We start from the raw sequence: 25,026 nt of genomic DNA on the forward strand, positions 1-25,026 counted from the left end.
GAAAAACAATTATGATACGATTTAATAAATATATTCTCATCGGTACCATCGGATTATTTACGGCATCGTGCTCAGACTTTCTGAATACCACTCCTTACGATGCTTTATCGCCAAGCACCACTTGGAAAACAGAAGAAGATGCTCAAAAATTTGCAGTCGGCTGCTATGACGGTTGGGAAGATGGTGGTAACATCCTCTACATGGATTGTACGTCCGATTTTGCCTATAACAACTTCCCATGGGAAGGCTACAAGAACTTAGGTAATGGCACTTTCACCGCTTCAAGTGGGGATCATAACGCTTACGACTTTACAACGATTCGCCGTTGCAACACATTTCTTGAGAAAATAAACGACATCCCTTTTGTAGACGAAGTGGCCAAAAAAGATCTAATTGCTCAAATACGCGTCATTAGAGCCTATCAATATTTCACCATGAACTGGTGGTATGGTGGGGTGCCCATCATCAACAACTATATGTCGGCAGAAGAAGCTAAAGTACCTCGCAACACCGAAGCTGAGGTCCGCACCTTTATCGAAAAAGAGCTCGACGAATGTACACCCGACTTAAATAAGGAACCGAGTGTCCGTGGACGTTTAGGACGTGGTGCAGCATTGGCGTTCCGTATGCGTGAAGCGCTTTACTACGGTGATTACACCACAGCCAAAGCCAAAGCACAAGCCATCACGGCTCTAGGCTTATACGAATTAGAACCGAATTATGCTAATCTGTTTCGACTCACCGGAAGAAGCTCTAAAGAAATCATCGCTGCGGTTCAATACATGCCGGTCAATAGAGTTTTGGGAGTTATCGGTCAAATGTACAATAATGGTGACGGAGGTTGGTCGTCTATCGTACCCACCCAGAACCTCGTCGATACTTACGAAATGAGCAACGGACTTACAAAGGACGAAACCGGTTCGACTTACGATCCGACCCACCCTTTTTCCAACCGAGATCCACGTATGGCGATGAGTATCTACTATCCGGGATGTAACTTTACAAAAGATGATGGTAGTGTCGTTATTTTCAATACGCTCGATAAGAACTTCCCAGATGGGAAAGCCAACCCAAACTATGCTTTAGCTGCCGATAATGCTTCTAAAACAGGGCTAACTTGGGCGAAGTACCTAGATCCGATCACACAATACAATGCCACAGGCATCTGGGACACCGAAGCTTGTCCGATCGTGTTCCGTTATGCCGAAGTTTTGCTGACTTTTGCTGAAGCCGAGAATGAACTTAATGGTCCTTCGACGAGCGTTTACACCGCCATCAACGACGTACGGTTACGTTCAGGAATGCCTAAAGTTGACGAGACCAAGTATAATACTAAGGAAAAGCTTCGCGAACTGATCCGTCGTGAGCGAGGAGTAGAATTTGCCGGCGAAGGGCTTCGTCGTGCCGATCTTGTACGCTGGAAAGGTGACGATGGTAAAATGGTGGCAGAAAAAGTGCTTAACGGTGTGTTGGAACGTGCCGTAGGTACGGTTAGCACCGATGCAACCATTGATCCTGAACTTCGGGCAACCATCAACCCTAATGCAGATGCTAAAGATAAAAAGGTAGAGGATCGGACATTCAAGGCGCATAACAGATATTGGCCAATACCTCAATCGGCTAAAGACAGTAATCCGAAATTAACTCAGAACGAAGGCTATTAATCGAATGGTTAGGGTTTCAGGCCACGGCCTGGAGCTGAATATGAAGAAGATGCAGGGTAAGTGATATCCTGCATCTTTTTTTTATATCAAATGGAGATGTCGCGCCCTTTTGCCGTAAGCCTCGACCGATAACCTCACACATTTACAATCTCGCGCCTAAAAGACAAGACAGGACCTATTTAAGCGTCAAATCCAAGTTAAGTGACGGCATAGAAAGATCCACCAATGAGAAAATAATCTACAAAAGGTTCCCGATTAATTTTCTTACGGTCGAAAAGAAAGTTTCCTATTTCGAAAATCAAGTGGCGATATGGGAAACTCTGAGTGCCACCTATTGAGAAAAAATTGTCTTGCTGTGGCACTGAAAATGCTTCCTAAATTAATTCCTTTAGTTATGTAAGTTAACGATTTGGGGTGATTGCTTTTTGTCTTACTTACAATGTCGGTTAACTCTGTTTAAACTACTTTTAGACTAAATAGGCTGCTTTCTTTTTCTGACCAAGGTGGCAGATCAAGTCTCTGCCACCCATCTGCAACGGGATCTGCAACCCTATTAAGAATCAGACCATCAAATACTTACATTCAATCAGGTGGCAGATGGCAGATCAAATTCAAAAAACAACTTCTGTGTGGAGTGAAATAGGAATGCATCCAAGCAAATAAGCTCAAAGAATCACGTTGAACAGATAGCCCAATAAGATAATAAAGAGCGTAATCACCCCAAAGAAAACACCAATCAGACGCCAAGTCATCACCTTCTTCAGAAGCGTTGCTTCGGGAAGAGACAAACCAACGACTGCCATCATGAAGGCAATAGCAGTACCAATGGGCACCCCTTTAGCCACAAAAACTTCGATGACCGGCACAATACCCGCAGCATTGGCATACATCGGAACGGCCAAAACAACGGCAAGTGGCACGGATAAAAGATTATTCGAAGAAAGGTATTGTTCGAAAAAGCCTTCCGGAACGTAACCGTGCATGAAAGCTCCAATACCTATACCAATAAGGATATAAAGCAATACCCCCCGAACAATGCCCCAAGCATCCCGAACAATGATGGGTAAACGTTCGCGAAACGGGGTACTTTCGGCTTCCCAAGAGGCCGACTCCCGATCGGCTTGAGCTTGAATTTGTCGCACCCAATCGCTCAGATAACGTTCGAGTTTCAGCTTGCCCAGCAGATAACCGCCGACCATCCCCAGGACAAGACCGCTCGCCACATAAATCACGGTGATACGCAGACCAAAGGTTGCGGCAAACATGGCCACTGCCACTTCGTTAACCAAAGGGGAAGTGATGAGATAAGCAAAGGTAACCCCCAAAGGAATTCCGCCCTTGACAAATCCGATGAAGAGCGGAATGGAAGAGCAAGAACAAAAGGGAGTGATTGCCCCAAACAATGCGGCTAAAAAATATTGAGCCCCATAGAGTTGGTGAGTTGCCAGATAATGGCGTAAACGATCTATCGGAAAATAAGCATTTACGATGCCCATCAACGTACTGATCAAGAATAATAGTATCAAGATCTTGATAGAATCATAAAAGAAAAAGTTTAAAGCGGCTCCAAGATGGCTTTGAGCATCTAATCCAAAAACGGAGAAAACAAGCCAATCGGCCAATTGCTGTATCATGTTCCTGTTCTTTTAACGTAAAGTGAAGGTCGTAAGACCCATAAGGTGACTGAAGTGATTAACCTAAGTTAGACTTCAGTTCTGTCTCATAAAATGAATAGAAAATCGTCTTGATGTCGTCTCTGATGCGACGGAACTCCGAAAGGATATAGTCCGGCGTACCGACAGCTTCAGAGGGATCTTCAAAACCGAGGTGAAGACGATGGGTGACTTTTCCGATAAAAGCCGGACAACTCTCATTCGCTCCGCCACAAACGGTAATCACATAATCCCAAGAGTCATTCAGGTAGTGATCGACCGACATCGGATGATGATCGGAAAGATCAATGCCCACCTCTTTCATCATCAAGGCTGCAGTAGGGTTCACTTGTTTGGCAGGTTTCGTTCCCGCAGAACAAACGGTAAGACGTTCGTCGAACGATTGTAAAAAACCATGAGCCATCTGACTACGGCAGCTGTTGCCGGTGCATAAAATTAATATTTTCATGAAATAACGGTCATTTAATAAGTTTATAGTCATTTAATTACTTGATTCATTGATTAGTTGATGTTTAGTTAACGTTTAGTCGATTGATTAATAATTAACTAATCAATGAATCATGGAATGAGAATTAATTTAAAATAAATAGACTGCGCCATAGTAGACTCCAACGGCAATAAACAGAAGGGCAACCACTCTGTTGAACCATTTTTGAAAGATTTGCAGACGATTATAGAATCGCCCCAGACGACCGACGCTGAAAGCGAGCACCCAAGCCACCAGAAGAACGGGCAAGCCTGTAGCTAAAGCAAAGACCATCGGATAACCATAGCCTCCACTTTCGACAGCCGACATCGGGATGAGCATGCCAAAATAGAATACGCCACTTGTGGGACAGAAGGCTAAGGCGAACAAGATGCCAAGTAGAAGACTCCCCCAACTTCCCCGCAGTTTCTCGGTACGTGTGGAAGCCGAAAAGCCGAACGAACGAAGCGGCAACTTATGTCCAAACAGCATAAACAGTCCAACAACGATCAAGATGGGAGAGATGAGACGTTCCCCCCATTGACTAATGGTTTTTTGAATCAAGAAGAAGTTGGATCCTTGGCGTAATAAAGAGATCAGGATCACGCCTAGCAGGGAGTAAGCGATCACACGCCCCAAGGCATAAAGCACCCCATTGAAGAAGATACGCCGACGGCTCTCGATATCTTTGCTGATATAACCGATAGCCGTGATGTTGGTCGCCAATGGACAGGGGCTGATTGCTGTCAACAGTCCCAAGATAAAAGCAGTCAGCACCGGAAGCGTGGTTTGCTCCATCACGGTTTGAAGATAATCATTCATCGTCTTAACGTAAAAGGGTCGTAAGTTTCTCTTTTATTCCTTTCTTAAAGGTAGCAGGGTTACTTTTGGCGTGTTTAAAGGCAAAAGCAGTCATGTCGTTTCGAGTCTCTTTCTGACCTTTCCACAAGTTGAGATATAACGACGACCACGACACCTGATAAGTATCCGCAAGGGCTTCCCCTTCACTGGTGCTGATATCGATCGTTTTAAACTTAATCCGGCCACTTTTCACCTCTTTGGCAAAATCGGCAGCCAACACCTCTTGAGTCAGCTTCTCAATACTGCGACAAGTCACGCACCGTTGTTTGCCATGGAAGTAAAGCACCTCAACCACTTTTTGCGATGCTTTAGTCTGACTCTGAACAGTGATAAACGGGATCAGCAATAGCCAACCCAGTAAAAGAAGAGTTCCTCTTTTCATCGTCTCTCGATTAACGGGTCAGTAACTCTTTAACGGCAATCTCAGAGATCTTTCCTTTGGCAACTACTTTACCATCGACTACCAATGCCGGAAGAGTCATCACATTGTAAGTCATGATTTTCATCAGATCTTCTTCTTTAACCACGGTCGCTTCAAGATTCGATTCTTTAACGACTTTCTCTACTGTTGCAAACAACGCTTTACAACCGGCACAACCGGTTCCTAATACTTTTATTTCCATATCATTATTTTATTTAAGTTATTATTCGATTTAAATCTTTTGGTCTATGCAACCCTTTTGATTTATGCTAATCTTTGTTCTGTTCAAGGTGATCAATCGCCACCTATTCCTCCAATCGTTATTCGCCAAACTACGAACAATCAACCTTTAAAAAAAGTCTCTGCTAGCAGCAAGACTGTTTTTTCTCCGCACACTGCTGAAAGAGTCTGCCAAACAACCGTTGTGCCAATTCCCAGTTAGCACGGTTAATACAGTATTTCACTTTAGGGGTTTCAATCTCACCTTGAATCAATCCGGCTTCTTTCAACTCTTTAAGGTGTTGTGAGACGGTTGCTTTGGCAATGGGAAGTTCTTCGTGAATATCACCAAAATAGCAAGTGGTTTGCTCTGCCAAGAAATGCAAAATAGCAATTCGGGCCGGATGGCCTAATGCTTTGGCAAAGCGAGCAATCTGTTCCTGCTCAAGCGTGTATTCCTTTTTTATATCCGACATGTCTATTTTATTTGTTCGCAAATCTACGAACAACAATTTATTTCACCAAACGATTGAGCAAAAAAATGAAATTTCGGCTTTGAACAGACAAAAAGACGTTTTGTCGAATAATTTATCTATTTTTGCTACATATTACTTTGAATAGATCACCAAAACGTCTCTTATGCGCTATACATTTCTATCTCCGTTATCGATCAAAACAGCCATTAATTTACCGGCATCAAAAAGCATCAGTAATCGTGCTTTGATCATTAATGCACTCGCTCAAGGAAAGATTGCTCCACAAAACTTATCCGATTGCGACGATACGCGAGTGATGATCAAAGCCTTAAAAGACGGAAATGAAGTGATTGACATTATGGCAGCAGGGACGGCTATGCGATTTCTAACGGCTTACTTGAGTGTCACTCCCGGACAGCGAACCATTACCGGTACAAGCAGAATGCAACAACGCCCGATTCGTATCTTGGTCGACGCCCTTCGGGAACTTGGGGCAGAGATCACTTATGTCGCTCAAGAAGGATTTCCTCCATTAAGCATCAAAGGAGAATCGTTGAAGGGAAACTCCATCACTTTAAAAGGGGATGTGAGCTCGCAATACATTTCAGCCTTATTGATGATTGGACCGAATCTGACTAACGGACTAACTCTGCATTTAAGTGGTGAGATCATCTCACGCCCCTACATCAACCTGACATTACAACTCATGACTGATTTCGGGGCACAAGTACAATGGACTTCGGAACAGTCGATCACTGTCGCCCCTACCCCTTATCGGAGTTGTCCTTTTATCGTAGAGAGTGATTGGAGTGCAGCTTCTTATTGGTATCAAATCGCCGCTCTTAGTCCTGAGGCGGACATTGAGTTAACGGGATTGTTTGCCAAAAGTTATCAGGGGGATAGCCGTGGCGCTGAGATCTTTGCTCGTTTGGGTGTGCAGACCGAATATACGTCGAACGGCGTACGATTAGTAAAGACAGCTGACACAGTCGACCGTCTGGAGGAGGATCTGATTGATATTCCCGACTTAGCACAGACCTTTGTGGTGACTTGTGCGTTGCTGAATATTCCGTTTCGGTTTACGGGATTACAAAGTCTGAAAATCAAAGAAACCGATCGCATCACGGCACTCATCAACGAGCTTCATAAACTAGGATACGTCATTAAAGAAGAGGATGGACGCCTCTTATCTTGGGAAGGGGAGCGTTGCAAACCCGAAGCCTCTCCTTGTATTGCCACGTATGAAGATCATCGCATGGCTATGGCTTTTGCACCGGCTGCTCTCCGTTTTCCGGATCTACAGATCGCCGAGCCGCAAGTCGTCTCTAAATCGTATCCGAACTATTGGAACGACTTACGTTCGGCAGGCTTCACGGTCATTGAGAAGGCTTAGACTTAATAGTTCTTCTCGTTAGCCAAGTTCCAAACATTCAGAAAAGAAGCTTTCGTAATATCCACCACCTTGGCCCAATTCAACCGATCGGCATGATCGGATGGCTGATGGTAGTCGGGATGTCCTCCCGTATGATACCAAATGATCGGAATACCAACTTTGGCAAATGGACCATTATCGCTCCCTCCCACCGGGTTATCCCATGGACGGTAGTTCGGATCCAAATCGAGATGATACGTTTTGATGTCTTCTTTGAGCCACTGTTCAAAAGCCGGATGGGCTTGTGTATAGAAGTACATCACGGTACGAGGGTTCTTCGGATCACTATCGCGACCAATCATATCGAAATTTAGATACCCCTTCACCTCTTTTATAAACGAAGACGACTGAACAAAATATTGTGAACCCAATAGTCCTTTTTCCTCTCCATCCCAAAAGGCAAAAATCACCGTACGTTCGGGCTGGCGGCCACTCTTTACAAAGGCTTTTGCAATCTGAAGAACTGCGGAAACACCGGACGCATTATCATCGGCGCCATTATAAATCTGGTCGCCAGTAAGCATCGGATCAATGCCTAGGTGATCGAAATGAGCACCGACAATGACATATTCATCGGTCTGGCGGCCACGAATAACACCCAACACATTGGTCAGATCAATTTTCTGATGAACCTCTTTCTCTAGTCGAGCAATGGAATCGGGGTGGACTTGCCAACGACCACGCTTCTGCCGTTCTTGATGATAAGCAGAAAAAGGCTGAAAATAGGTGGTATGCAGAGGTGAGATACCCATCAACTGAAGTTGTGAGGCTAGATAACGAGCCGCGATACGAGAGCCGTTGCAACCGGCTTCACGACCTTGCAAAGCATCACTTGCCAAGAAGTCGATATGAGCCTCAGCCGTCGAACGGTCGATACTCATTAATCCTTTTTGCACAGGAGCTTGCGCCGAGCAAAACAAAGAAAAGCAACTGAGTGCCCATACGATTAAAGATTTGTTTTTCATGTGAATAGTGTTTATATCGTTCGGCAAAGATAGAGAAAATTCGGAAAACTAAAAGCACAACGGCCCGATCCGTCTCCCCTTTTTGATCAGATTCGAACACGAAACCGATCGAAAAAACAGAAAAGTTTATAAGTATTGAAACTCCAAAATGACCAATTAATACAAATTAATGAGTAACTTTGCGAAAAATCAGTTTCTAATTTGTTATGTGGATATTAGTTGGTAGTCTTTTGATATTGGCTGTTATAGCATTAATTGCCGGATACGTTCGTAACAAAGGACTTCAGAAAAAGATTGAGCGTGGAGAGTTAGATCGCATGCCCGAAATTGAAGAAGTGGACTCCGAATGTTGTGGACAACATGAAACCTGCGAGCACGACAGTCTACTTGCAGCCGTGAGTCAGAAAATTGAATATTATGACGATGAAGATCTCGACCGGTTTATTGGAAAAGATGGCGAAACGTATACCGAACAAGAAACGGAACAGTTTCGAGACGTTCTTTACACCATGGCCGAGATTGATGTCGCAGGATGGATTCGTAGTCTCCAACTCCGTGGAATTGAACTTCCTGACGGGTTAAAAGACGAAGTTTATCTCATCGTCGGTGAAAGACGAATTACACATTGATGATCATAAAACCCATTCATACGTGGATCTACTACAATATACGTTTTTCCAACATGCCCTGATCGGAGGTTTGCTAGCAAGCATTGCTTGTGGCATTATCGGAACTTATATCGTAACCAGACGTTTGGTCTTCATCAGTGGCGGAATCACTCATGCCTCATTCGGCGGCGTCGGACTGGGACTGTATACCGGTTTATCTCCCATTTTATCGGCCGCTCTTTTCTCCATACTTTCAGCTTTTGGAGTAGAATGGTTAAGCAAACGACACGACATGCGTGAAGATTCGGCTATTGCCGTGTTCTGGACGTTTGGAATGGCTATTGGTATTATGTTCAGCTTCTTATCGCCAGGCTTTGCGACGGACTTATCATCTTATCTTTTTGGAAACATACTGACCATTACACGTTCCGACCTATGGCTACTAGGGGGGCTGAATGTGTTATTGATTCTGTTTTTCAGCCTTTACCTTCACCCAATCATAAGCATTGCATTCGACCGCGACTTTGCACGTTCGCAAGGCATTCCGGTGACACGAATTGAATATTTGCTCATGGCCTTTATTGCGCTAACCATCGTGGGGTGTTTGCGCATCGTGGGTATCGTACTGGCTATCTCGCTATTGACCATTCCTCAAATGACCGCCAACTTGTTTACTTATAATTTTAAGCGCATGATTTGGCTCTCTATCGGAATCAGCCTTTTAGGTTGCCTGGGAGGACTGATCTTTTCTTATTATTGGCAAGTGCCATCGGGAGCATCGATCATCTTTTTCTCCATTATGATCTATGCGATTTGCAAAATAGTGAAACTACTTTTAAAGAAATAAATGACTAAAAATTATATGGAAATCAAAGTTCAATCAATCGATCAGCTTCGTGAAGCTGCCCATGAGTTTATCAAAGCAATGGGCGACAATACCGTATTTGCCCTTTATGGTAAAATGGGAGCCGGAAAAACCACTTTTGTAAAAGCGTTATGCGAAGAGTTGGGGGTTACTGACGTGATTACCTCACCAACTTTTGCGATTATCAATGAATATCGCTCCGACAAATCCGGAGAGCTGATCTACCATTTCGACTTCTATCGCATCAAAAAGCTGAGTGAAGTCTACGACATGGGATATGAAGACTATTTTTACAGTGGCGCTTTATGTTTTATCGAATGGCCGGAACTAGTGGAAGAACTTCTACCGGGTGATGCGGTAAAAGTAACCATCGAGGAGCGTGAAGACGGCAGTAGAGTGATCACATTATGAGAGGACAATATATCGTACAAAGCTTATTCGCACTAGCAGGGATCACCGCTCTGCTAGCTGCACTACTCAATTGGAATTGGTTCTTCTCTACTCGCAATGCAAAGTCAATCATTGCAAACGTAGGACGTAAAAAGGCTCGACTCTTCTATGGCATTCTCGGTATCATCATTCTTGGCATGGCTCTGTTCTTCTTTATCGCCACCCGCCAAGCCATAGCCATGGAACACCTCAACTAAGACTAGCCTGATCTTAGATCAACTGACGCGCTTTAATCTCCAGATATTTGTTGACAACATTCACCGAAAGGTCATTAGGAGACGTTAATAGGGCGTGAATACCGTTTTGTCTTAATGTGGAAACCATCAGACGTTTCTCATAAACAAACTTTTCGGCAATGACACGCCGATAATACCCCTCGGTATCGATAGCCCGTCGCTCGGCATACGCATTCAGTTCATCGTCTTCAAAGAAAACAACAAGCAACCGATGGCGACGAGAAAGTTGTTGAAAGTAAGAGAGTTGTCGATTAAGGGCATTCATGTCAGCGAAATTAGTAAACAAGACCAATAATCCCCTTTTATTAAGCTGCTTACCTAGATGAATGCAAAGTCGTGAAAAGTCGGTCTCTCCAAAAGTCGTCTGTTGTTTATAAAGCGTTTCAAGTAAGGTTTGCAGATGCCCACTCTCCTTGGAGGCCGGTAAAAACGTCTCAAAATGCTCGTTGAAAGTCACCAGTCCGGCTTTATCTTCCTTTCGCATGGCCACATACGACAACATCAAAGACGCATTAATGGCATAATCCAATAAAGTCATTCCCCCAAAAGCCTGTTGCATCACACGTCCTTTGTCGATCACACAATAGATAGGCTGTGAACGTTCGTCTTGATAAACATTCACCATCAGCTCATGCCGACGGGCACTGGCCTTCCAATTGATACGGCGGTAATCGTCTCCTTTCACATAATCCTTGATCTGTTCAAATTCAGTTTGATGCCCAACCCGCCGAATCTTCTTTATACCAAATTCCGTCAAGTTTTGAGTCGCAGCCAACAATTCGTATTGGTGAAGCATCAAGAATGAAGGATAGACTTTAACCTCTTGAGGCGTTCCACACGTATAACGGCGAGCCACTAAACCAATGAGACTAGTTGCCAAAATTCGGACCTGTCCAAAACCGTAAACCCCACGTTCCTTAGGAGTCAGATGATACACCACTTGCTTCCCTTCCCCGCGATGGAGCTTCAAGCGGAAACAGACATCTCGCCGTTGAAACACAAACGGGATTTCATCAATGATTTCGAGAAAAGAGGTTAGCGGGTAGCTATTATCGACGCGAATGTTAACACGATTTTCGTCTCCATTCGAGAAACGATCGGAGCAACTTCTATAAGCCGTAATGCCTCGCCGATGATAGAGTAATAGACTATCTACTCCAACAGATAAGCATAGCAGTCCCAGAACAATTTGAGCAACTGTCACCCCAGTAGGCCAGAAGTATCCGATGACGAACCAGACAACGGCCACTATAAATAGATAATAAAACCGACGGGTTAAATACAAGGTGCAATACTATTTTATAATGAATACTCTTATTTAGAAAAACGGATTACTGAGGAACCTCCACCTTGTCAATCAACCGTTGAGTAACCTTAATCGGAGAATAACCTTCCATCTCAGCCTCAGCAGTTAGGATCAGTCGGTGTTGAAGGACATAAGGTGCTACAAACTTAATATCCTCAGGAGTAACAAAATCGCGTCCTTGCAATAAAGCATAAGCTTTTGAAGCTTGAAGCATAGATACCGAAGCTCGAGGAGAAGCCCCAAGATAAACCGCTTTGCTGGTTCGCGTTTGTTGTACGATGAGCGCCATGTAATGTAACAGCGTACGATCAACAAACACTTGATCCATCAACCGACGAAGCGTAAGTAACTCCTCAAGGGTCATAACCGGCTTTATGTCCTCTAGCTTTAAGAAAGATGATTTAGTGTGGTGTCGCTCTAAGATGTTGACTTCTTCTTCAAGCGAAGGATAATCGATCGTCACCTTCATCAAGAAACGGTCAAGCTGTGCTTCAGGAAGCTTATACGTCCCTTCTTGTTCGATCGGATTCTGAGTTGCCAGAATGGTATACAACTCTCCCATCGGATAAGTGGTTCCATCAACCGTCACTTGCCGTTCTTCCATAACTTCAAACAAGGCCGACTGAGTTTTAGCCGGTGCACGATTAATCTCATCCACAAGAATTAGATTTCCAAACACCGGACCACGATGAAACTCAAACGTATTGGTCTGCATATTAAAAACCATGGTTCCTAGTACATCACTCGGCATCAAGTCGGGAGTAAATTGAATGCGACTATAATCGGCTTCGATCAAACGGGACAATAATCTGGCCAATAGGGTTTTTGCGACTCCGGGCACTCCTTCAAGTAAAACATGCCCATTAGCAAAAATACCAGTCAAAATTAGATCGACCGTTTGTTCCTGTCCAACGATGACAGAAGAGATATGTTTCTTTAGCTCCTCTATTTGAGTAGAGAAAGCCGACAAATCAATGCGCTGCTGAATTTGCTCTTCCATAATTATGAGTTTATATCTGTTTGATTATATCTGTTTGATAATTTCATTCATTTGATCTATAAAATGCTTCATTTGAGTCGAATGAACCGACCGGGCACCGTAAATAACCGGGCGAACTTGACGAAAGAACGAACGAATCTGCTCTTCTCCGATCCCAGTCTTTTGAGAAATCGTTTTTATATTCTGTAAATCCTGATCGGCATTATCGATATCCACCCTTATCGTCCGTCTAAGTTCCTCAGCGAGATACGTGTATTTCTTTTTCACGAGATCGGCATGATCTTGCTTACGAAAATAAAGCGAACCAATCAGTTCTACAAATTCCACACTGCGATTTACCGGAGGAGAAATCACAGGAATAATGCGTTGTTTACGTTTGGCTGTAAAAAACATAAATAAGATGATCCCCAACATCGTCAGATAAAGAGCTGTGCGAAGTGGTGGCTTTGATAATAAGAAGCTGAATGGAGATTGCCCTTCTGCCAACTGAGGATTATAAGTTTCAAGACGAGACACGGGCAAGTCTTTTAATTCCGAAAGAATGCGGGAAATGTAATAACGTCCCTCACGATCAAGTATGCCATAATTAGTAAATAGAAGTGGAGTGGAAACAAAAATCAAGCGCCCCTCACCATATTGCCGAACAAACGCCATAGCCGGATGGTAGTTTCGGTACACCGATGAGGTTTTTAAGGTATCAGAAGGATTAAAGAATTGAACATCTTCGGTCAAATCCTTAGTTGCCAAGACACGTGACGGAATAGAATCAAATCCTTTAAAGAACGAACCGCATAAATAGCCATTGAATCTATACCTCTGTTTTGAATACCCCCTAGAATAGTCACTCCAAGTTATGCTATCACGCGTGACATGAGAAGCAAACGTCTGTTTAAAAGCTTGAATATTCGAACGGGTACTCCAACATTTAAAAGCCAAAGTATCCTCAATATTTTTCCCAAAAGAACTGCCAACAAGGACCACCGTATGACCACGGTCGGCGATTTTCAATACGCTCTCAACATCCAAATCTGATAAAAGCAGTTGATCGGCAACCACTAAGAATGCACGCTTCAAGAGCGAATCCGTTTTCGAGAGTGAATCACTTCTCAATAGAGAATCACGTTCCCAGAGCTGATAGAAGGTTTGATCAGACAAAAAATAGCCCTTATGAAGGGTTGTCGACAAGAGACTATCGAACACAGCACACCCAAACGGTTGATGGTCGGTATGATGATAGGTGGGACTCCAAACAAATTTCTTAGGCATTTGCCATTCTATAGCAAAGACAAGTAGCATAAATAGAAATATGCCGATAAAAAAACGCCGACTATTTTTCATCACCCTCTCCTTTCATCACTTTTTGCTGGCTCTTTTTAGCCCAATCAACATCCTCTGAAACAACATCATAATTACCATATCGTACACGTAGGAAAAGTTGAGTCAGTTGCTTAAATAGTGGCATATTGACTTCGTAAACATATTGAGAAGGCGTTTTGTAAAGTTGCCATTCTAAACGATGCTCATCATTTAATTCTTTTAAAGTTTGTAAATAGATCAAGCGTACACATTCTTTATAGTCAGAGCATGCGAAAGCTTCGGTAATCCGTAATTCAAAGTCGACGCCATAGATCGTATCTTCTTCAACCTTATAAGCTAACGTTCCTTTACGAGAATGGGAAAAGAGCTCGGGACGTCTTTTATAAATAAACCAAGTCAGTAAACCGACAATAACAAGAATAACTAGAGACCAGAAAAGCCAAGAATATTCTTGCACAAACGGGTGATTTAATAATTTATCTAACCAGCTCATCACCCATTTGACAATCCATTCCAAAAAGTTGATATCAGGATTCAACAAGTCACGTTCATAGTTATATGCCGGATTGCTTTGAAATGCAGCAATCCGCACAGTATCACAGGCTAATGTATCAACAGGGGATGTTATTCCCATTTATCAAAGATTTTCAAAATTGTCAATGTCTTCTTCAACTTTCACAGAATCGACCACTTCAGAAGCATGCCCATATTGATAGACAACACCTATAGGGCAAAAGATCATTGAAAGATAAGTTCCAAACACTTGAATCACCGCAAAAACATATAACATAAATGCATACCATGGAGAAACGGTTGCAACATTAGCCGCATCACTCATCATAAAGAAATATTTCACCAAGAAAGCAATATACCAAGGAGCAGTAAACACACCTTGCAAAACATTGGCGATAATACCCATAACCAAAGCAATCAAAAAGATTCCCCCCCACGTCGGAAATCCCAATCGGTAGGCTTTAAAGACCGCATCTCCTAAACTAATTTTCTCTAAAACATAAATGGGGGTTAACAGCAACAAGGGAACAAGGCAAGCGATGAAACAAGGCAACGTCAAAATCATCGTATAAGCCGAAATAGCTGCGAAAAGGGCCACCACAAATAAGACAACAGATAAAACGATAAAGGCGGCCAATCCTGCTAAAAAGACACGCTTAGCATTGTACAACAATAAAGGCTTCAACTCCTTAAGAGTGATATTCAGAAGGCGATCCTCTCTCTCATTATAGCTCTTCACCAATGCAAGAACCAAAGCGGACAAGCCTATATTTCCAATGATGAATAATAAAATATACAAACTATAATGCAAAAGGAAAGTAACCCCAAGCGATCCCAACCCAGCTATTGCATCAGAATTTTCAAGTGCTCCCAAATTGGTCATTCCTCCTATTAAGCCGTTTAAACTTAGACCTTGTATAAGAGACAATGGCAAGAGAAGATATGTACTAAATTTGAATAAAGGCTTCCAATTTTCTTTAATAAAATCGAAAGAAGCATTCAGTTTATTTCCAAACGAACGTCTTTCATACAACGTAATTCTAGGTTTTTGCGGTTCCATGAGTTCTTTTATTGGGTAAATAAATATAGTAAAAAAAGATAAATCCTAACGACAACAGAATCATCATCAATCTCAATATGTCCGACCAATCAGTATGGCGAGTGAAGAAACCTTCGATGAAACCCGCCAAAATGAAAATGGGAACAGTCCCTATTAAGATTTTTAGTCCACGTTTCGCCCCCCGTTTAAAAGATTCTAAACGAGAGTAAGTTCCTGGAAAAAGCCAACTGTTGCCAAGAACGATTCCTGCAGAGCCAGCCACAATAATAGCCCAAATCTCCAAGGTACCATGCAACCAAATGGCCAACATAGATTCTCCTAAAAAGCCTTGTTGATAGAAAAAAGTTTGAAAAGCTCCAATCATAATCCCATTCTTCAACAACATATATCCTGTACCAAAGACGGTCAGCAAGCCCATTACAAAGCAATTAAAAGAGACAATGACATTATTGAATGTTATTCCTAAAAACATAGGTAACTCCGAAGAGGAACCGTAAATTGCCATTGGGTTACCGGCGGCTATGTTATGCATCGTCATATCAACATAGCTATTGCCCAAGGTCGAGCGAACAAAATCCGGATCATTTGCCGCAGATAAGATTCCAATTCCAACACTAATGATAAAAATCAAGAAAGACAGTTTAAGTTCCTTCCTAGACAAAGCCATGACCTGAGGTATCTCATCTTTCCAGAAAGTCAAGATACGGCTCCACTTTTCACGTTTATTTTTGTAAAGCTCATGATGTAAAGTCGAGGCCAGATTATTGAGATAGATCGTAATGCGAGAATTCGAGAAATGAGTTTGAGCAAAAGCTAAATCAGAGGTCACATTCGAATAGGCATCAGCGATGGAGTCCGGATTCTGTACAGAAACGTTGTCAATCAAACGTTCTATATCCTTCCATTTGTCTATATTGCGACGAATAAATGTAACTTCTTTCATCTCATGATGATTAATTATAAATAAAATTTATTTGCAACGAACAAATGTAAGATAATTATGATATATTTGCAATCAACGATGAAAAAAAATAAAAATAGATGTCAGATTCAACAATTATAACAGGCCAATTTGTTCGCATTGATCAGACCCCTGCAAGTATTGGCGAAAGAATGATAGCCTTGCTTATCGATTTCATTGTTATTGTGATTTACATTTACGCTACAAGTACATTATTATCGATCACACACATCCCCTTTAATTTACATTATGCTTCTTTATACTTGATTGTTTTTCTACCACTATTGACTTACCACCTATTATGGGAAGTCTTTAATGAAGGGCAAAGTATTGGAAAAAAAGTTATGCGAATTCGTGTGGTTAAAGCCGATGGAAGCACACCCTCTATCAGCTCCTACTTATTGCGTTGGTTGCTATTTATTGTAGACGGACCATTAACCGGTGGATTAGGATTATTAGCAATACTACTGACTAAAAAGAATCAAAGGCTTGGCGATCTAGCAGCCGGAACAATAGTCATTAAAGAGCAAAGCTATCGTAAAATAGCAGTTAGTCTTGACGAATTTAATTATCTAGATCCCAATTATCGCCCAGCCTATCCTCAAGCAGGAGATTTGTCGCTAGATCAGATCAATGTCATCACACGCACATTACACTCTAGTAAAGAAGATCGTCACAATCGGATAGAACATCTCGCAAAAAAGATCACAGCATTTTTAGGGATAACATCCAAAGAAAGAACACCAGAAGAATTTCTTCAAACGATATTAAGAGATTATCAATATTATGCTTTAGAAGAGTTGTAAACATTCTTTCCTCAGCAACCTCTCACTTATAGATAGATAAAAAAAGCGCCCGTGAATCATCACGAACGCTTCTTTTTATTTTATCAGAAGAGATCTAGTCTACTTGTCCAAGAGAGTTTCCAAATTCCATTTCACCCTGAACAACAAATAAGATTTCCTCAGGATCAAATTCTCCGATTTCATCCTTTTTAGATTCAACGACAATATAGTCAACCACTTTATCCAAGTCAATATTGACATACCCGTCTTCATCAGGTTCTGCTTCCAAAATGCCACTCTCAACATAATACTCATCGATCAAGTCAAGGAAATAATACAACTGATCATCAGAGAACCTATCTTTCAATTCTTGAGGAAGATAGTTTTTAATAAACGCGATGGTCTTCTCGTCATCAGCGTCTGCCAATAGAAAATCGTCTTCCAGTCCCATAATTATTATTTTTAGAAATGAGTCTAAAGTAAATTCTTAATTTTTTCAGCAAATACAGATTTAGCAACTGCACCAACTTGCTTATCGACTACTTCTCCATTCTTAAAAAACAAAACAGTAGGAATATTACGAATGCCATATTCAGCAGCTACGTCGCTATTCTCATCGACATCACATTTACCAATAGTCACTTCTTCACCAAATTCATTGGCTAATTCATCTATTATTGGAGCTACCATTTTACAAGGGCCACACCATGGAGCCCAAAAGTCTATTACAACCGGCTTGCCTTCTGCAAGAATTTCTTTGTAATTGCTGTCTGTAATCGCTAAAGCCATTTTTTCTAGTTTTATAAATACTGATTAATATTTAATTTAAAATTAAAGGTGCACAAATATAATCAATTTATATGAAAACCAACTTCGGTTTGTTCTTTTAAATAATTAATTAAATCTTTCCCCACAGATAGTTTAATTGGTCGAGAAAGCATCTCAACCGACATCGAAGAATCGGCATCATCGGAAATCTTAAAATATAGTTCTGCATTTCCGGGACTTCCTTTTATCAGAACTGAAAGTTCATTAATAAATTCAGAATTAAGCACTGATAATGGCACTATAATCGTTATTTTCTTCACCAATTCTTCTTTAACATTAGCTAATAGCTCTATTGAGGTGATTTTCACCTCCAATTCATCTGCTTTCCATTGCTTAGGCTGACAACGAGCTCGTATAAATAGAAACATTCCAATATCTAAATAACTTTTGTAAGTCACCCAATCTGTACCAAAAAACGGGAATTCAGCCGAACCGGAATAATCTTCAATTTTAACGATGCCATATGGATTACCATTCTTACTCATTCCCTGACGAACGGCAGTTACAATTCCTCCCATAGTAATCTCCCGACCCACAAGTTCCGATTTATTTTCTATTTCAGACATATGAGTGTTACAAACATGCTCTAAAACGATAGAATATTCATCTAACGGATGAGCCGATAAATAGATACCAACCAGTTCGCGTTCACGATTCAATTTCTCGAGATCACTCCAATTTTCAACCCCTTGTGGAACTTCCGGTGTCGCAATCTCAACTACATTTTCACCACCAAACAGAGAATTCACCGCTGTGGCCAGATCCGTCTGATAACGATTTCCATATCGCATCAACGTCTCAAGAAAGACTTCCCCTTTGGCATTTATCGCAAAATACTGTTCGCGCTTTAATCCGATAAAACTATCAAATCCACCGGCAAGAACAAGATTTTCCATATTCTTCTTATTACAGGCATTAAGATTAACTCTCTGAACAAAATCGAATATATCTTTAAACGGACCATTTTTTTGTCGTTCTTCAATAATGCCCATTACAGCGCCTTCACCGACTCCCTTAACCGCTCCAAGTCCGAACCGGATATTTCCTTCGGTATTCACTGTGAACTTCAAATTACTCTCATTGACATCCGGCCCCAAGGTTTGTATTCCCATAGCCTTACATTCATCCATCAACTTCGTAATATCCGTAATGTTCGACAAGCTTCGACTCATCACCGCCGCCATATATTCAGACGGATAGTTTGCTTTTAGATATGCCGTCTGGTAAGCAACCCAAGAATAGCAAGTCGCATGCGATTTATTGAAAGCATAAGAAGCAAACTTCTCCCAGTCCGCCCAGATTTTTTCAAGGACCTTCGGATCATGCCCATTTTTTCTTCCCCCTTCAATAAACTGAGGCTTCATATGATCCAGCTTATCACGTAACTTTTTACCCATCGCTTTACGTAGAGCATCGGACTCACCGCGAGTAAAATTAGCCAGCAAACGCGAAAGAAGCATAACTTGTTCCTGATAAACCGTAATCCCATAAGTATCCTTAAGATACTTTTCCATAACCGGGATGTCATATTCGATCGGTTTACGGCCATGTTTGCGATCAATAAAGTCCGGAATATAGTCCATAGGTCCCGGACGGTACAAAGCATTCATCGCAATAAGATCCTCAAAGGTCGACGGTTGAAGCTCTCGCAAATACTTCTGCATTCCGGCAGACTCAAATTGGAATGTACCAACCGTTCTCCCGTCACTATATAATTTATAAGTAACCGGATCTGATATATCAATGTTGTCAATATCAATAGTAATGCCACGGCTCAAACGCACATTCTCAACAGCTTCTTTAATAATGGACAATGTTTTCAATCCCAAAAAGTCCATTTTTATCAACCCGGTTTCTTCAATAACCGAACCCTCATATTGGGTCACAAGCATCTTTTCACCAGTTTCTTTATCATCAGCGGTGCTCACTGGAACCCAGTCTGTAATATCATCTCGGCAAATAATGGTTCCGCAAGCATGTACTCCAGTACCTCGCACATTACCCTCAAGCATTTTAGCATACTTCAAAGTATCTCTTACCAAAGGATCAGGAGATGCCTCAGCAGCTCTAAGCTCAGGTACATATTCTATGGCGTTTTTAAGATTTAGCTTTTTATCAGGAATCTTATCGGGAACCAATTTAGTCAATCGATCCGATTCCGGTAGAGGCAGTTTCTGGACACGAGCCACATCCTTAATCGCCAATTTTGTGGCCATCGTGCCGTAAGTGATAATATGAGCTACTTTTTCTTGTCCATACTTATTAGTCACCCAGCGAAGGACTTCACCACGACCATCATCATCAAAGTCCACATCTATATCAGGCAATGAGATACGATCCGGATTAAGGAAACGTTCAAATAGTAAATCATATTGGATAGGGTCGATCTTAGTTATTCCCAAACAATAGGCCACAGCCGATCCGGCTGCTGAACCACGTCCTGGACCAACCGATACGCCCAACTCATTACGTGCGGCATTAATAAAATCCTGCACAATCAAGAAGTAACCGGGAAAACCCATCGTCTTCATGATATACAATTCAAAGACCAACCGTTCTACAACCTCATCAGACAAAGGATCACCATAGATTTTTTTTGCTCCATCAAAAGCCAATTTCTTCAAGTAATCAGCTTCCAACTTTATACGGTAAAGTTTATCATATCCTCCTAAACGATCAATTTTAGCTAAAGCATCCTTTTCGCTCAGTACCACCTTCCCATTTTCATCGCAAGTGAATTCATCAAATAAGTCCTTCTCAGAATATTTCTCACGATACAGTTTTTCTGTCCCAAACTCCTCAGGAATAGCGAAAGTTGGCATAATAGGAGAATGATCAATAGAATAAAACTCTATTTTATCAAGGATTTCCAACGTATTACTCAGTGCTTGTGGAACATCTGAAAAAAGAACATTCATCTCTTCTTTAGTCTTCATCCACTCTTGCTTCGTATAATACATTCTTTTAGGATCATCCAAGTCTCTCCCGGTGCTCAAACAAATCAAACGGTCATGTGCCTCGGCATGCTCTTCATTGACAAAATGGACATCATTCGTGCAAATCAACTTGACTCCATATTTATTAGCATAGTCTATCAGATGATTATTGACGTTCACTTGTAAAGGATAAGCTTCATGATTCGCATTTTGGACCACAGCCTTATGTCTTTGCATTTCTAAATAGAAATCGTCACCGAACAGATTCTTATACCACTGAATAGCTTCCTCGGCTTCTGCAAAAAGCCCTTGAGTGATCTTTTTGGGAATTTCTCCACCCAAGCAAGCCGTACAAACGATTAGTCCCTCGTGATACTTCTCAAGTTCATTCCGATCCGTACGCGGACGCATGTAAAATCCATCTGTCCAAGCATGAGAAACAAGCTTAATTAAATTATGGTAACCTTTCAAGTTTTTAGCTAGCACAATCAAATGATATCCGCTTTGATCCGGCTTACCCTCTTTTTTATCCATAGATCGGCGAGCAACATACATCTCGCAGCCAATGATAGGTTTAAATAATTTAGCTTCAGCATCACCGATTTGTTTTTTGCACGAATCAATCTCACTTTGCACATCTTCACATTCCACCTGCCCATTTTGAAGAAGACTCAAACGTTTCTTAAGATCCTTGACAAGACCTTTTGTTCCTCCATTCTTCTTATTGACATAGTTAATGAATTCCTTAATCCCAAACATATTACCATGATCGGTGACAGCAATACCCTTCATGCCATTACTCATGGCTTTATCGACTAGAGCACTAACGCTTGCTTGACCGTCAAGCAAAGAATATTGTGTATGAACATGTAAATGAACGAAATCTTGCATAATGATAAGTTATAATTGATAGGATAAAAGTACGGTCTTAATGGCTATAAACAAAAAGATTCATCAAAAAGTTATCAACAACAATAAATCTACTTCAAATAACTTGCTGATTTTTTAAAATAAGTTTATTTTTGCAGATAATTTATCATTAAACATTATTCATGAGTCATCTAAAAAAAATAAAGAAAATACGTCTTCACCACGAAGGAACACATATTTTAATAGCTAGCGCAGCATTTCTATTACTTTTAAACGCTGTCTTTTACTTAGGTTTTGATTGCAAAATCCCATTTTATGTCATAGCATTTGCTAGTACCATTGTCTATTGTTTAATGGTGAATTTCTTTCGTTGCCCCATCCGACTATTTGGTCAAGACACCACAAAGGTTGTTGTAGCTCCGGCAGACGGAAAAATTGTCGTTATTGAAGAAGTCGAAGAAAATGAATATTTTCATGATCGCCGATTAATGGTCTCTATTTTTATGAGCATTGTTAATGTGCATGCCAATTGGTATCCTGTTGACGGAAAGATCAAAAAAGTGGCTCATCACAATGGGAATTTCATGAAAGCATGGTTACCTAAAGCAAGTACGGAAAACGAGCGTTCGACCATCGTGATTGAAACTCCGGAAGGAGTTGAAATCCTAACTCGGCAAATAGCTGGTGCAGTAGCTCGCCGCATTGTGACTTATTCAGAAGTTGGCGAAGATTGTTTCATTGATGAACATATGGGTTTCATTAAATTCGGATCTCGCGTCGACGTATACCTTCCTTTAGGTACGGAAGTTTGCGTGAAGATGGGACAGTTGACGACCGGAAACCAAACCATAATCGCAAAACTTAAATAAGAGAAAGCAGACATGATTAAACATATACCCAATACCATTACTTGTTTAAATCTGTTCTCAGGTTGTATAGCTTGCGTCATGGCTTTTGAAGCACGCTATGAAATGGCTTTACTTTTTATTATATTAAGTGGAATATTTGACTTTTTCGATGGCATGTCGGCTCGTTTATTAAATGCGCCTTCTCCGATTGGAAAAGAATTAGATTCACTTGCAGATGACATCAGCTTTGGAATAGCACCAGCATTAATCGTCTTCTCTTTTCTAAAAGAGCCTGCACTATCCTATCCTTCTTTTTTAAATGAGTATAGAGACTATATCCCCTATTTAGCATTTATTATTGCCATTTTTTCAGCCCTTCGATTGGCTAAATTTAATATTGACACTCGACAGACCTCTTCTTTCATAGGGATGCCAACTCCGGCAAACGCTTTTTTCTGGGGATCACTCATCGCAGGAGGAAAAGACTTCTTATTCGCAAATAGTAATGTTTTAATTATACTACTTTTAATCTTTATCTTCTCATTCCTATTGGTGTCGGAACTTCCAATGTTCTCTTTAAAGTTCAAAAACCTGTCTTGGAAAGATAATAAAATAAGCTTTACTTTCTTGTTGATCAGTATTCCACTTCTATTTCTAGGAATTAGTGCATTTGCTGCTATTATTATATGGTATACAGTCCTCTCTTTTATCGTTTGGAGAAAAAGATAAAACTTTGGCATGCTTATTGTACGTAAGAATACAATAACATCGTAAAACAAAAAGATATGCATATTATTGCCTTTATTTTTATCATCATATTTTTTCTACTTGTTGTAGGCGGATTAGTGATTAGCACGATATTCAGAGTAATCACTAGAATCACACAAGGACTAGGTATAGGAAGAGCTAAAAGAAACTGGCAAGAGAGAACAGAAAGCCAGACCTCTCATTCGGAAGAAAAGACAAACGAAGAAACACAACAAGAACGAAAACACAAAAAAATATTCACCAAAGAAGATGGTGAATATATCGACTTTGAAGAAATCAAATAAAATGATTCTGATGAATTAAAAAGCTAAGTCTATTATCGCTTAGCCACAAAAAAAGACTTCATTAATTCTGCACACTCCTCTGACAAAACCCCTTTAACCAAAACCGTTTTAGGATGCAAACAGCTTGGAGCATATTTCTGATAACCCCGCTTCACATCTTCGGCACCAATAACTAGTTTGCCAAGCTGCGACCAGGCAATTGCCCCAGCGCACATCACGCAAGGCTCCAACGTCACATAGAGTGTACATTCTTTTAAATATTTCCCTCCTAAAACATTAGCAGCAGCAGTAATGGCCTGCATCTCTGCATGAGCAGTCACATCATTAAGTAACTCAGTCAAGTTATGTGCTCTTGCAATAATGCGTTCTTTGCACACCACAACAGCTCCAACAGGAATTTCTCCTCGTTCAAAAGCTTTTTTAGCCTCAAGTAAGGCTTGCCTCATAAAATAATTATCATCTAATACCATAAAATCAACGACGCATGTCATGTTCTCCAAACAATGTTGGATAATCTTTTTCCATATTTTTATGAATAAACATAAGAACGGTTTCGCGCAACCAACGTGATTTATTCGTGATCCTATATCTATCCAAATAGCGATCAATAATCAGCTGCTCCTCCTCACTCAATAAAATGCTCATTCGCCGTTCTCTTTTTACGGTATCAACGTGCACTTTCAAATTATATTTATTCCGTTTCTTCATATCTCATGCAAATTTAGTTTTCCTTCTGTAAAAACAAAGAAAAAAAACAGTAAATTTGCAGAAAGAGAAATAGATACAATCAGAATAATAGCGTGCAAGACACTAATCTGATTGTCATAAGGACTAAACAGAATGGCTGAGCATAACGATTTAGGGCAACTAGGCGAGAATGCTGCTGCCCAATATTTAGAGAATAATGGCTATTCCATCCGGCATAGGAATTGGCATAAAGGCCATTTAGAACTAGACATTATTGCAGCTAAAGAGGGTGAGTTAATCATTGTTGAAGTCAAAACTCGTCGAAACACTCTCTTTAAGAAACCTGAAGAGGCCGTTGATCAGAAAAAAATCAGACATATGGTACTAGCAGCTAATACTTATATCAAGTTATTTCAGATTGATGCACCAGTTCGTTTTGACATTATAACAATAGTTGGCAATGAAAGCCACTATTCTATAGAACATATTAAGGAAGCTTTCTACCCACCCCTATTTTAAATTTCATT

General features: G+C 41.0%; 29 protein-coding genes. 11 read left to right on the forward strand and 18 right to left on the reverse strand.

Annotation, left to right across the window (positions count from 1 at the left end; genetic code table 11):
* Nucleotides 1–11 precede the first annotated feature (11 nt).
* Nucleotides 12–1,664 carry a RagB/SusD family nutrient uptake outer membrane protein gene (locus AC4PG5_RS08600; protein ID WP_492028528.1) on the forward strand — a complete coding sequence of 551 codons (1,653 nt, stop codon included), beginning with the start codon at nt 12–14 and terminating at the stop codon, nt 1,662–1,664.
* A gap of 665 nt (nt 1,665–2,329) precedes the next feature.
* On the opposite strand, the gene AC4PG5_RS08605 is transcribed toward AC4PG5_RS08600, so the two are convergent.
* The 6 genes from AC4PG5_RS08605 to AC4PG5_RS08630 form a co-directional block, all read right to left on the reverse strand.
* Nucleotides 2,330–3,298, reverse strand: coding sequence for a permease (locus AC4PG5_RS08605; protein ID WP_492028529.1), 969 nt, complete (start codon nt 3,296–3,298; stop codon nt 2,330–2,332).
* A gap of 58 nt (nt 3,299–3,356) precedes the next feature.
* Nucleotides 3,357–3,785, reverse strand: coding sequence for an arsenate reductase ArsC (locus AC4PG5_RS08610; protein WP_492028530.1), 429 nt, complete (start codon nt 3,783–3,785; stop codon nt 3,357–3,359).
* Nucleotides 3,786–3,914: 129 nt separating this feature from the next.
* The gene (locus AC4PG5_RS08615) at nt 3,915–4,625 is read right to left on the reverse strand and encodes an aromatic aminobenezylarsenical efflux permease ArsG family transporter (RefSeq protein ID WP_492028531.1); all 711 of its coding nucleotides are present in this window, start codon (nt 4,623–4,625) and stop codon (nt 3,915–3,917) included.
* Nucleotides 4,626–4,629: 4 nt separating this feature from the next.
* Nucleotides 4,630–5,046: a nitrophenyl compound nitroreductase subunit ArsF family protein gene (locus AC4PG5_RS08620; RefSeq protein ID WP_492028532.1), complete on the reverse strand. Its 417-nt coding sequence runs from the start codon at nt 5,044–5,046 to the stop codon at nt 4,630–4,632.
* A 10-nt stretch (nt 5,047–5,056) separates the two neighbouring features.
* Nucleotides 5,057–5,287: a thioredoxin family protein gene (locus AC4PG5_RS08625; RefSeq protein ID WP_492028533.1), complete on the reverse strand. Its 231-nt coding sequence runs from the start codon at nt 5,285–5,287 to the stop codon at nt 5,057–5,059.
* Between the two features lie 163 nt (nt 5,288–5,450).
* Nucleotides 5,451–5,780: an ArsR/SmtB family transcription factor gene (locus tag AC4PG5_RS08630; RefSeq protein ID WP_492028534.1), complete on the reverse strand. Its 330-nt coding sequence runs from the start codon at nt 5,778–5,780 to the stop codon at nt 5,451–5,453.
* Nucleotides 5,781–5,943: 163 nt separating this feature from the next.
* On the opposite strand from AC4PG5_RS08630, the gene AC4PG5_RS08635 reads away from it, so the two are divergent.
* Complete coding sequence (locus AC4PG5_RS08635) at nt 5,944–7,173, forward strand: 3-phosphoshikimate 1-carboxyvinyltransferase (RefSeq protein WP_492028535.1); 1,230 nt, start codon at nt 5,944–5,946, stop codon at nt 7,171–7,173.
* Between the two features lie 2 nt (nt 7,174–7,175).
* Here AC4PG5_RS08635 and AC4PG5_RS08640 read toward each other — a convergent pair whose 3' ends face one another.
* On the reverse strand, nt 7,176–8,177 hold the full coding sequence (locus AC4PG5_RS08640) for a M28 family metallopeptidase (RefSeq protein WP_492028536.1): 1,002 nt from the start codon (nt 8,175–8,177) through the stop codon (nt 7,176–7,178).
* Nucleotides 8,178–8,383: 206 nt separating this feature from the next.
* On the opposite strand from AC4PG5_RS08640, the gene AC4PG5_RS08645 reads away from it, so the two are divergent.
* The 4 genes from AC4PG5_RS08645 to AC4PG5_RS08660 are packed head-to-tail and all read left to right on the forward strand — an operon-like array spanning nt 8,384 to nt 10,297.
* Nucleotides 8,384–8,806 (forward strand): phospholipase, encoded by a 423-nt coding sequence (locus tag AC4PG5_RS08645; RefSeq protein ID WP_492028537.1) that lies wholly within the window; start codon nt 8,384–8,386, stop codon nt 8,804–8,806.
* Between the two features lie 22 nt (nt 8,807–8,828).
* Entirely contained in the window at nt 8,829–9,632 is an 804-nt protein-coding gene (locus tag AC4PG5_RS08650; protein WP_492028538.1) for a metal ABC transporter permease, read from the forward strand.
* 15 nt (nt 9,633–9,647) lie between these two features.
* Nucleotides 9,648–10,061, forward strand: a complete 414-nt coding sequence (gene tsaE, locus AC4PG5_RS08655) for a tRNA (adenosine(37)-N6)-threonylcarbamoyltransferase complex ATPase subunit type 1 TsaE (protein ID WP_492028539.1) — start codon at nt 9,648–9,650, stop codon at nt 10,059–10,061.
* Nucleotides 10,058–10,297: an immunity 17 family protein gene (locus AC4PG5_RS08660; protein ID WP_492028540.1), complete on the forward strand. Its 240-nt coding sequence runs from the start codon at nt 10,058–10,060 to the stop codon at nt 10,295–10,297. The genes tsaE and AC4PG5_RS08660 overlap by 4 nt, the downstream gene beginning before the upstream one ends.
* A 13-nt stretch (nt 10,298–10,310) precedes the next feature.
* Here the strand turns inward: AC4PG5_RS08660 and AC4PG5_RS08665 are convergent, their stop codons facing one another.
* The 6 genes from AC4PG5_RS08665 to AC4PG5_RS08690 form a co-directional block, all read right to left on the reverse strand.
* Nucleotides 10,311–11,621 (reverse strand): DUF58 domain-containing protein, encoded by a 1,311-nt coding sequence (locus AC4PG5_RS08665; RefSeq protein WP_492028541.1) that lies wholly within the window; start codon nt 11,619–11,621, stop codon nt 10,311–10,313.
* A 46-nt stretch (nt 11,622–11,667) separates the two neighbouring features.
* Complete coding sequence (locus tag AC4PG5_RS08670; RefSeq protein WP_492028542.1) at nt 11,668–12,642, reverse strand: AAA family ATPase; 975 nt, start codon at nt 12,640–12,642, stop codon at nt 11,668–11,670.
* A 24-nt stretch (nt 12,643–12,666) separates the two neighbouring features.
* A complete protein-coding gene (locus AC4PG5_RS08675; RefSeq protein ID WP_492028543.1) occupies nt 12,667–13,908 on the reverse strand; it encodes a DUF4350 domain-containing protein in 1,242 nt (413 codons plus the stop codon).
* Between the two features lie 61 nt (nt 13,909–13,969).
* Nucleotides 13,970–14,593 carry a DUF4129 domain-containing protein gene (locus AC4PG5_RS08680; protein ID WP_492028544.1) on the reverse strand — a complete coding sequence of 208 codons (624 nt, stop codon included), beginning with the start codon at nt 14,591–14,593 and terminating at the stop codon, nt 13,970–13,972.
* A gap of 3 nt (nt 14,594–14,596) precedes the next feature.
* A complete protein-coding gene (locus tag AC4PG5_RS08685; RefSeq protein ID WP_492028545.1) occupies nt 14,597–15,532 on the reverse strand; it encodes a hypothetical protein in 936 nt (311 codons plus the stop codon).
* On the reverse strand, nt 15,513–16,475 hold the full coding sequence (locus AC4PG5_RS08690; protein WP_492028546.1) for a stage II sporulation protein M: 963 nt from the start codon (nt 16,473–16,475) through the stop codon (nt 15,513–15,515). Before AC4PG5_RS08690 ends, AC4PG5_RS08685 begins: the two co-directional genes overlap by 20 nt.
* A 98-nt stretch (nt 16,476–16,573) precedes the next feature.
* Between AC4PG5_RS08690 and AC4PG5_RS08695 the strand changes: the two genes are divergently transcribed.
* Nucleotides 16,574–17,299 carry an RDD family protein gene (locus AC4PG5_RS08695; RefSeq protein WP_492028547.1) on the forward strand — a complete coding sequence of 242 codons (726 nt, stop codon included), beginning with the start codon at nt 16,574–16,576 and terminating at the stop codon, nt 17,297–17,299.
* A gap of 94 nt (nt 17,300–17,393) precedes the next feature.
* On the opposite strand, the gene AC4PG5_RS08700 is transcribed toward AC4PG5_RS08695, so the two are convergent.
* The 3 genes from AC4PG5_RS08700 to dnaE form a co-directional block, all read right to left on the reverse strand.
* The gene (locus AC4PG5_RS08700; RefSeq protein ID WP_492028548.1) at nt 17,394–17,729 is read right to left on the reverse strand and encodes a hypothetical protein; all 336 of its coding nucleotides are present in this window, start codon (nt 17,727–17,729) and stop codon (nt 17,394–17,396) included.
* A gap of 23 nt (nt 17,730–17,752) precedes the next feature.
* On the reverse strand, nt 17,753–18,067 hold the full coding sequence (gene trxA / locus AC4PG5_RS08705; RefSeq protein WP_492028549.1) for a thioredoxin: 315 nt from the start codon (nt 18,065–18,067) through the stop codon (nt 17,753–17,755).
* A gap of 62 nt (nt 18,068–18,129) precedes the next feature.
* Nucleotides 18,130–21,933 carry a DNA polymerase III subunit alpha gene (gene dnaE, locus AC4PG5_RS08710; protein ID WP_492028550.1) on the reverse strand — a complete coding sequence of 1,268 codons (3,804 nt, stop codon included), beginning with the start codon at nt 21,931–21,933 and terminating at the stop codon, nt 18,130–18,132.
* A 161-nt stretch (nt 21,934–22,094) separates the two neighbouring features.
* Between dnaE and AC4PG5_RS08715 the strand changes: the two genes are divergently transcribed.
* Genes AC4PG5_RS08715 through AC4PG5_RS08725 form a run of 3 tightly spaced genes read left to right on the forward strand, consistent with a single transcriptional unit; the run spans nt 22,095 to nt 23,812 of the window.
* A complete protein-coding gene (locus AC4PG5_RS08715; RefSeq protein ID WP_492028551.1) occupies nt 22,095–22,781 on the forward strand; it encodes a phosphatidylserine decarboxylase family protein in 687 nt (228 codons plus the stop codon).
* 12 nt (nt 22,782–22,793) lie between these two features.
* The gene (pssA, locus tag AC4PG5_RS08720; RefSeq protein ID WP_492028552.1) at nt 22,794–23,489 is read left to right on the forward strand and encodes a CDP-diacylglycerol--serine O-phosphatidyltransferase; all 696 of its coding nucleotides are present in this window, start codon (nt 22,794–22,796) and stop codon (nt 23,487–23,489) included.
* 56 nt (nt 23,490–23,545) lie between these two features.
* Complete coding sequence (locus AC4PG5_RS08725) at nt 23,546–23,812, forward strand: DUF4834 family protein (protein ID WP_492028553.1); 267 nt, start codon at nt 23,546–23,548, stop codon at nt 23,810–23,812.
* Nucleotides 23,813–23,844: 32 nt separating this feature from the next.
* On the opposite strand, the gene AC4PG5_RS08730 is transcribed toward AC4PG5_RS08725, so the two are convergent.
* Complete coding sequence (locus tag AC4PG5_RS08730) at nt 23,845–24,282, reverse strand: nucleoside deaminase (protein ID WP_492030723.1); 438 nt, start codon at nt 24,280–24,282, stop codon at nt 23,845–23,847.
* 4 nt (nt 24,283–24,286) lie between these two features.
* Nucleotides 24,287–24,520 (reverse strand): hypothetical protein, encoded by a 234-nt coding sequence (locus AC4PG5_RS08735; protein ID WP_492028554.1) that lies wholly within the window; start codon nt 24,518–24,520, stop codon nt 24,287–24,289.
* A gap of 132 nt (nt 24,521–24,652) precedes the next feature.
* On the opposite strand from AC4PG5_RS08735, the gene AC4PG5_RS08740 reads away from it, so the two are divergent.
* On the forward strand, nt 24,653–25,018 hold the full coding sequence (locus tag AC4PG5_RS08740) for a YraN family protein (protein ID WP_492028555.1): 366 nt from the start codon (nt 24,653–24,655) through the stop codon (nt 25,016–25,018).
* Nucleotides 25,019–25,026: the final 8 nt, after the last annotated feature.

This window comes from Bacteroides sp. QWL-09 (assembly GCF_058683585.1).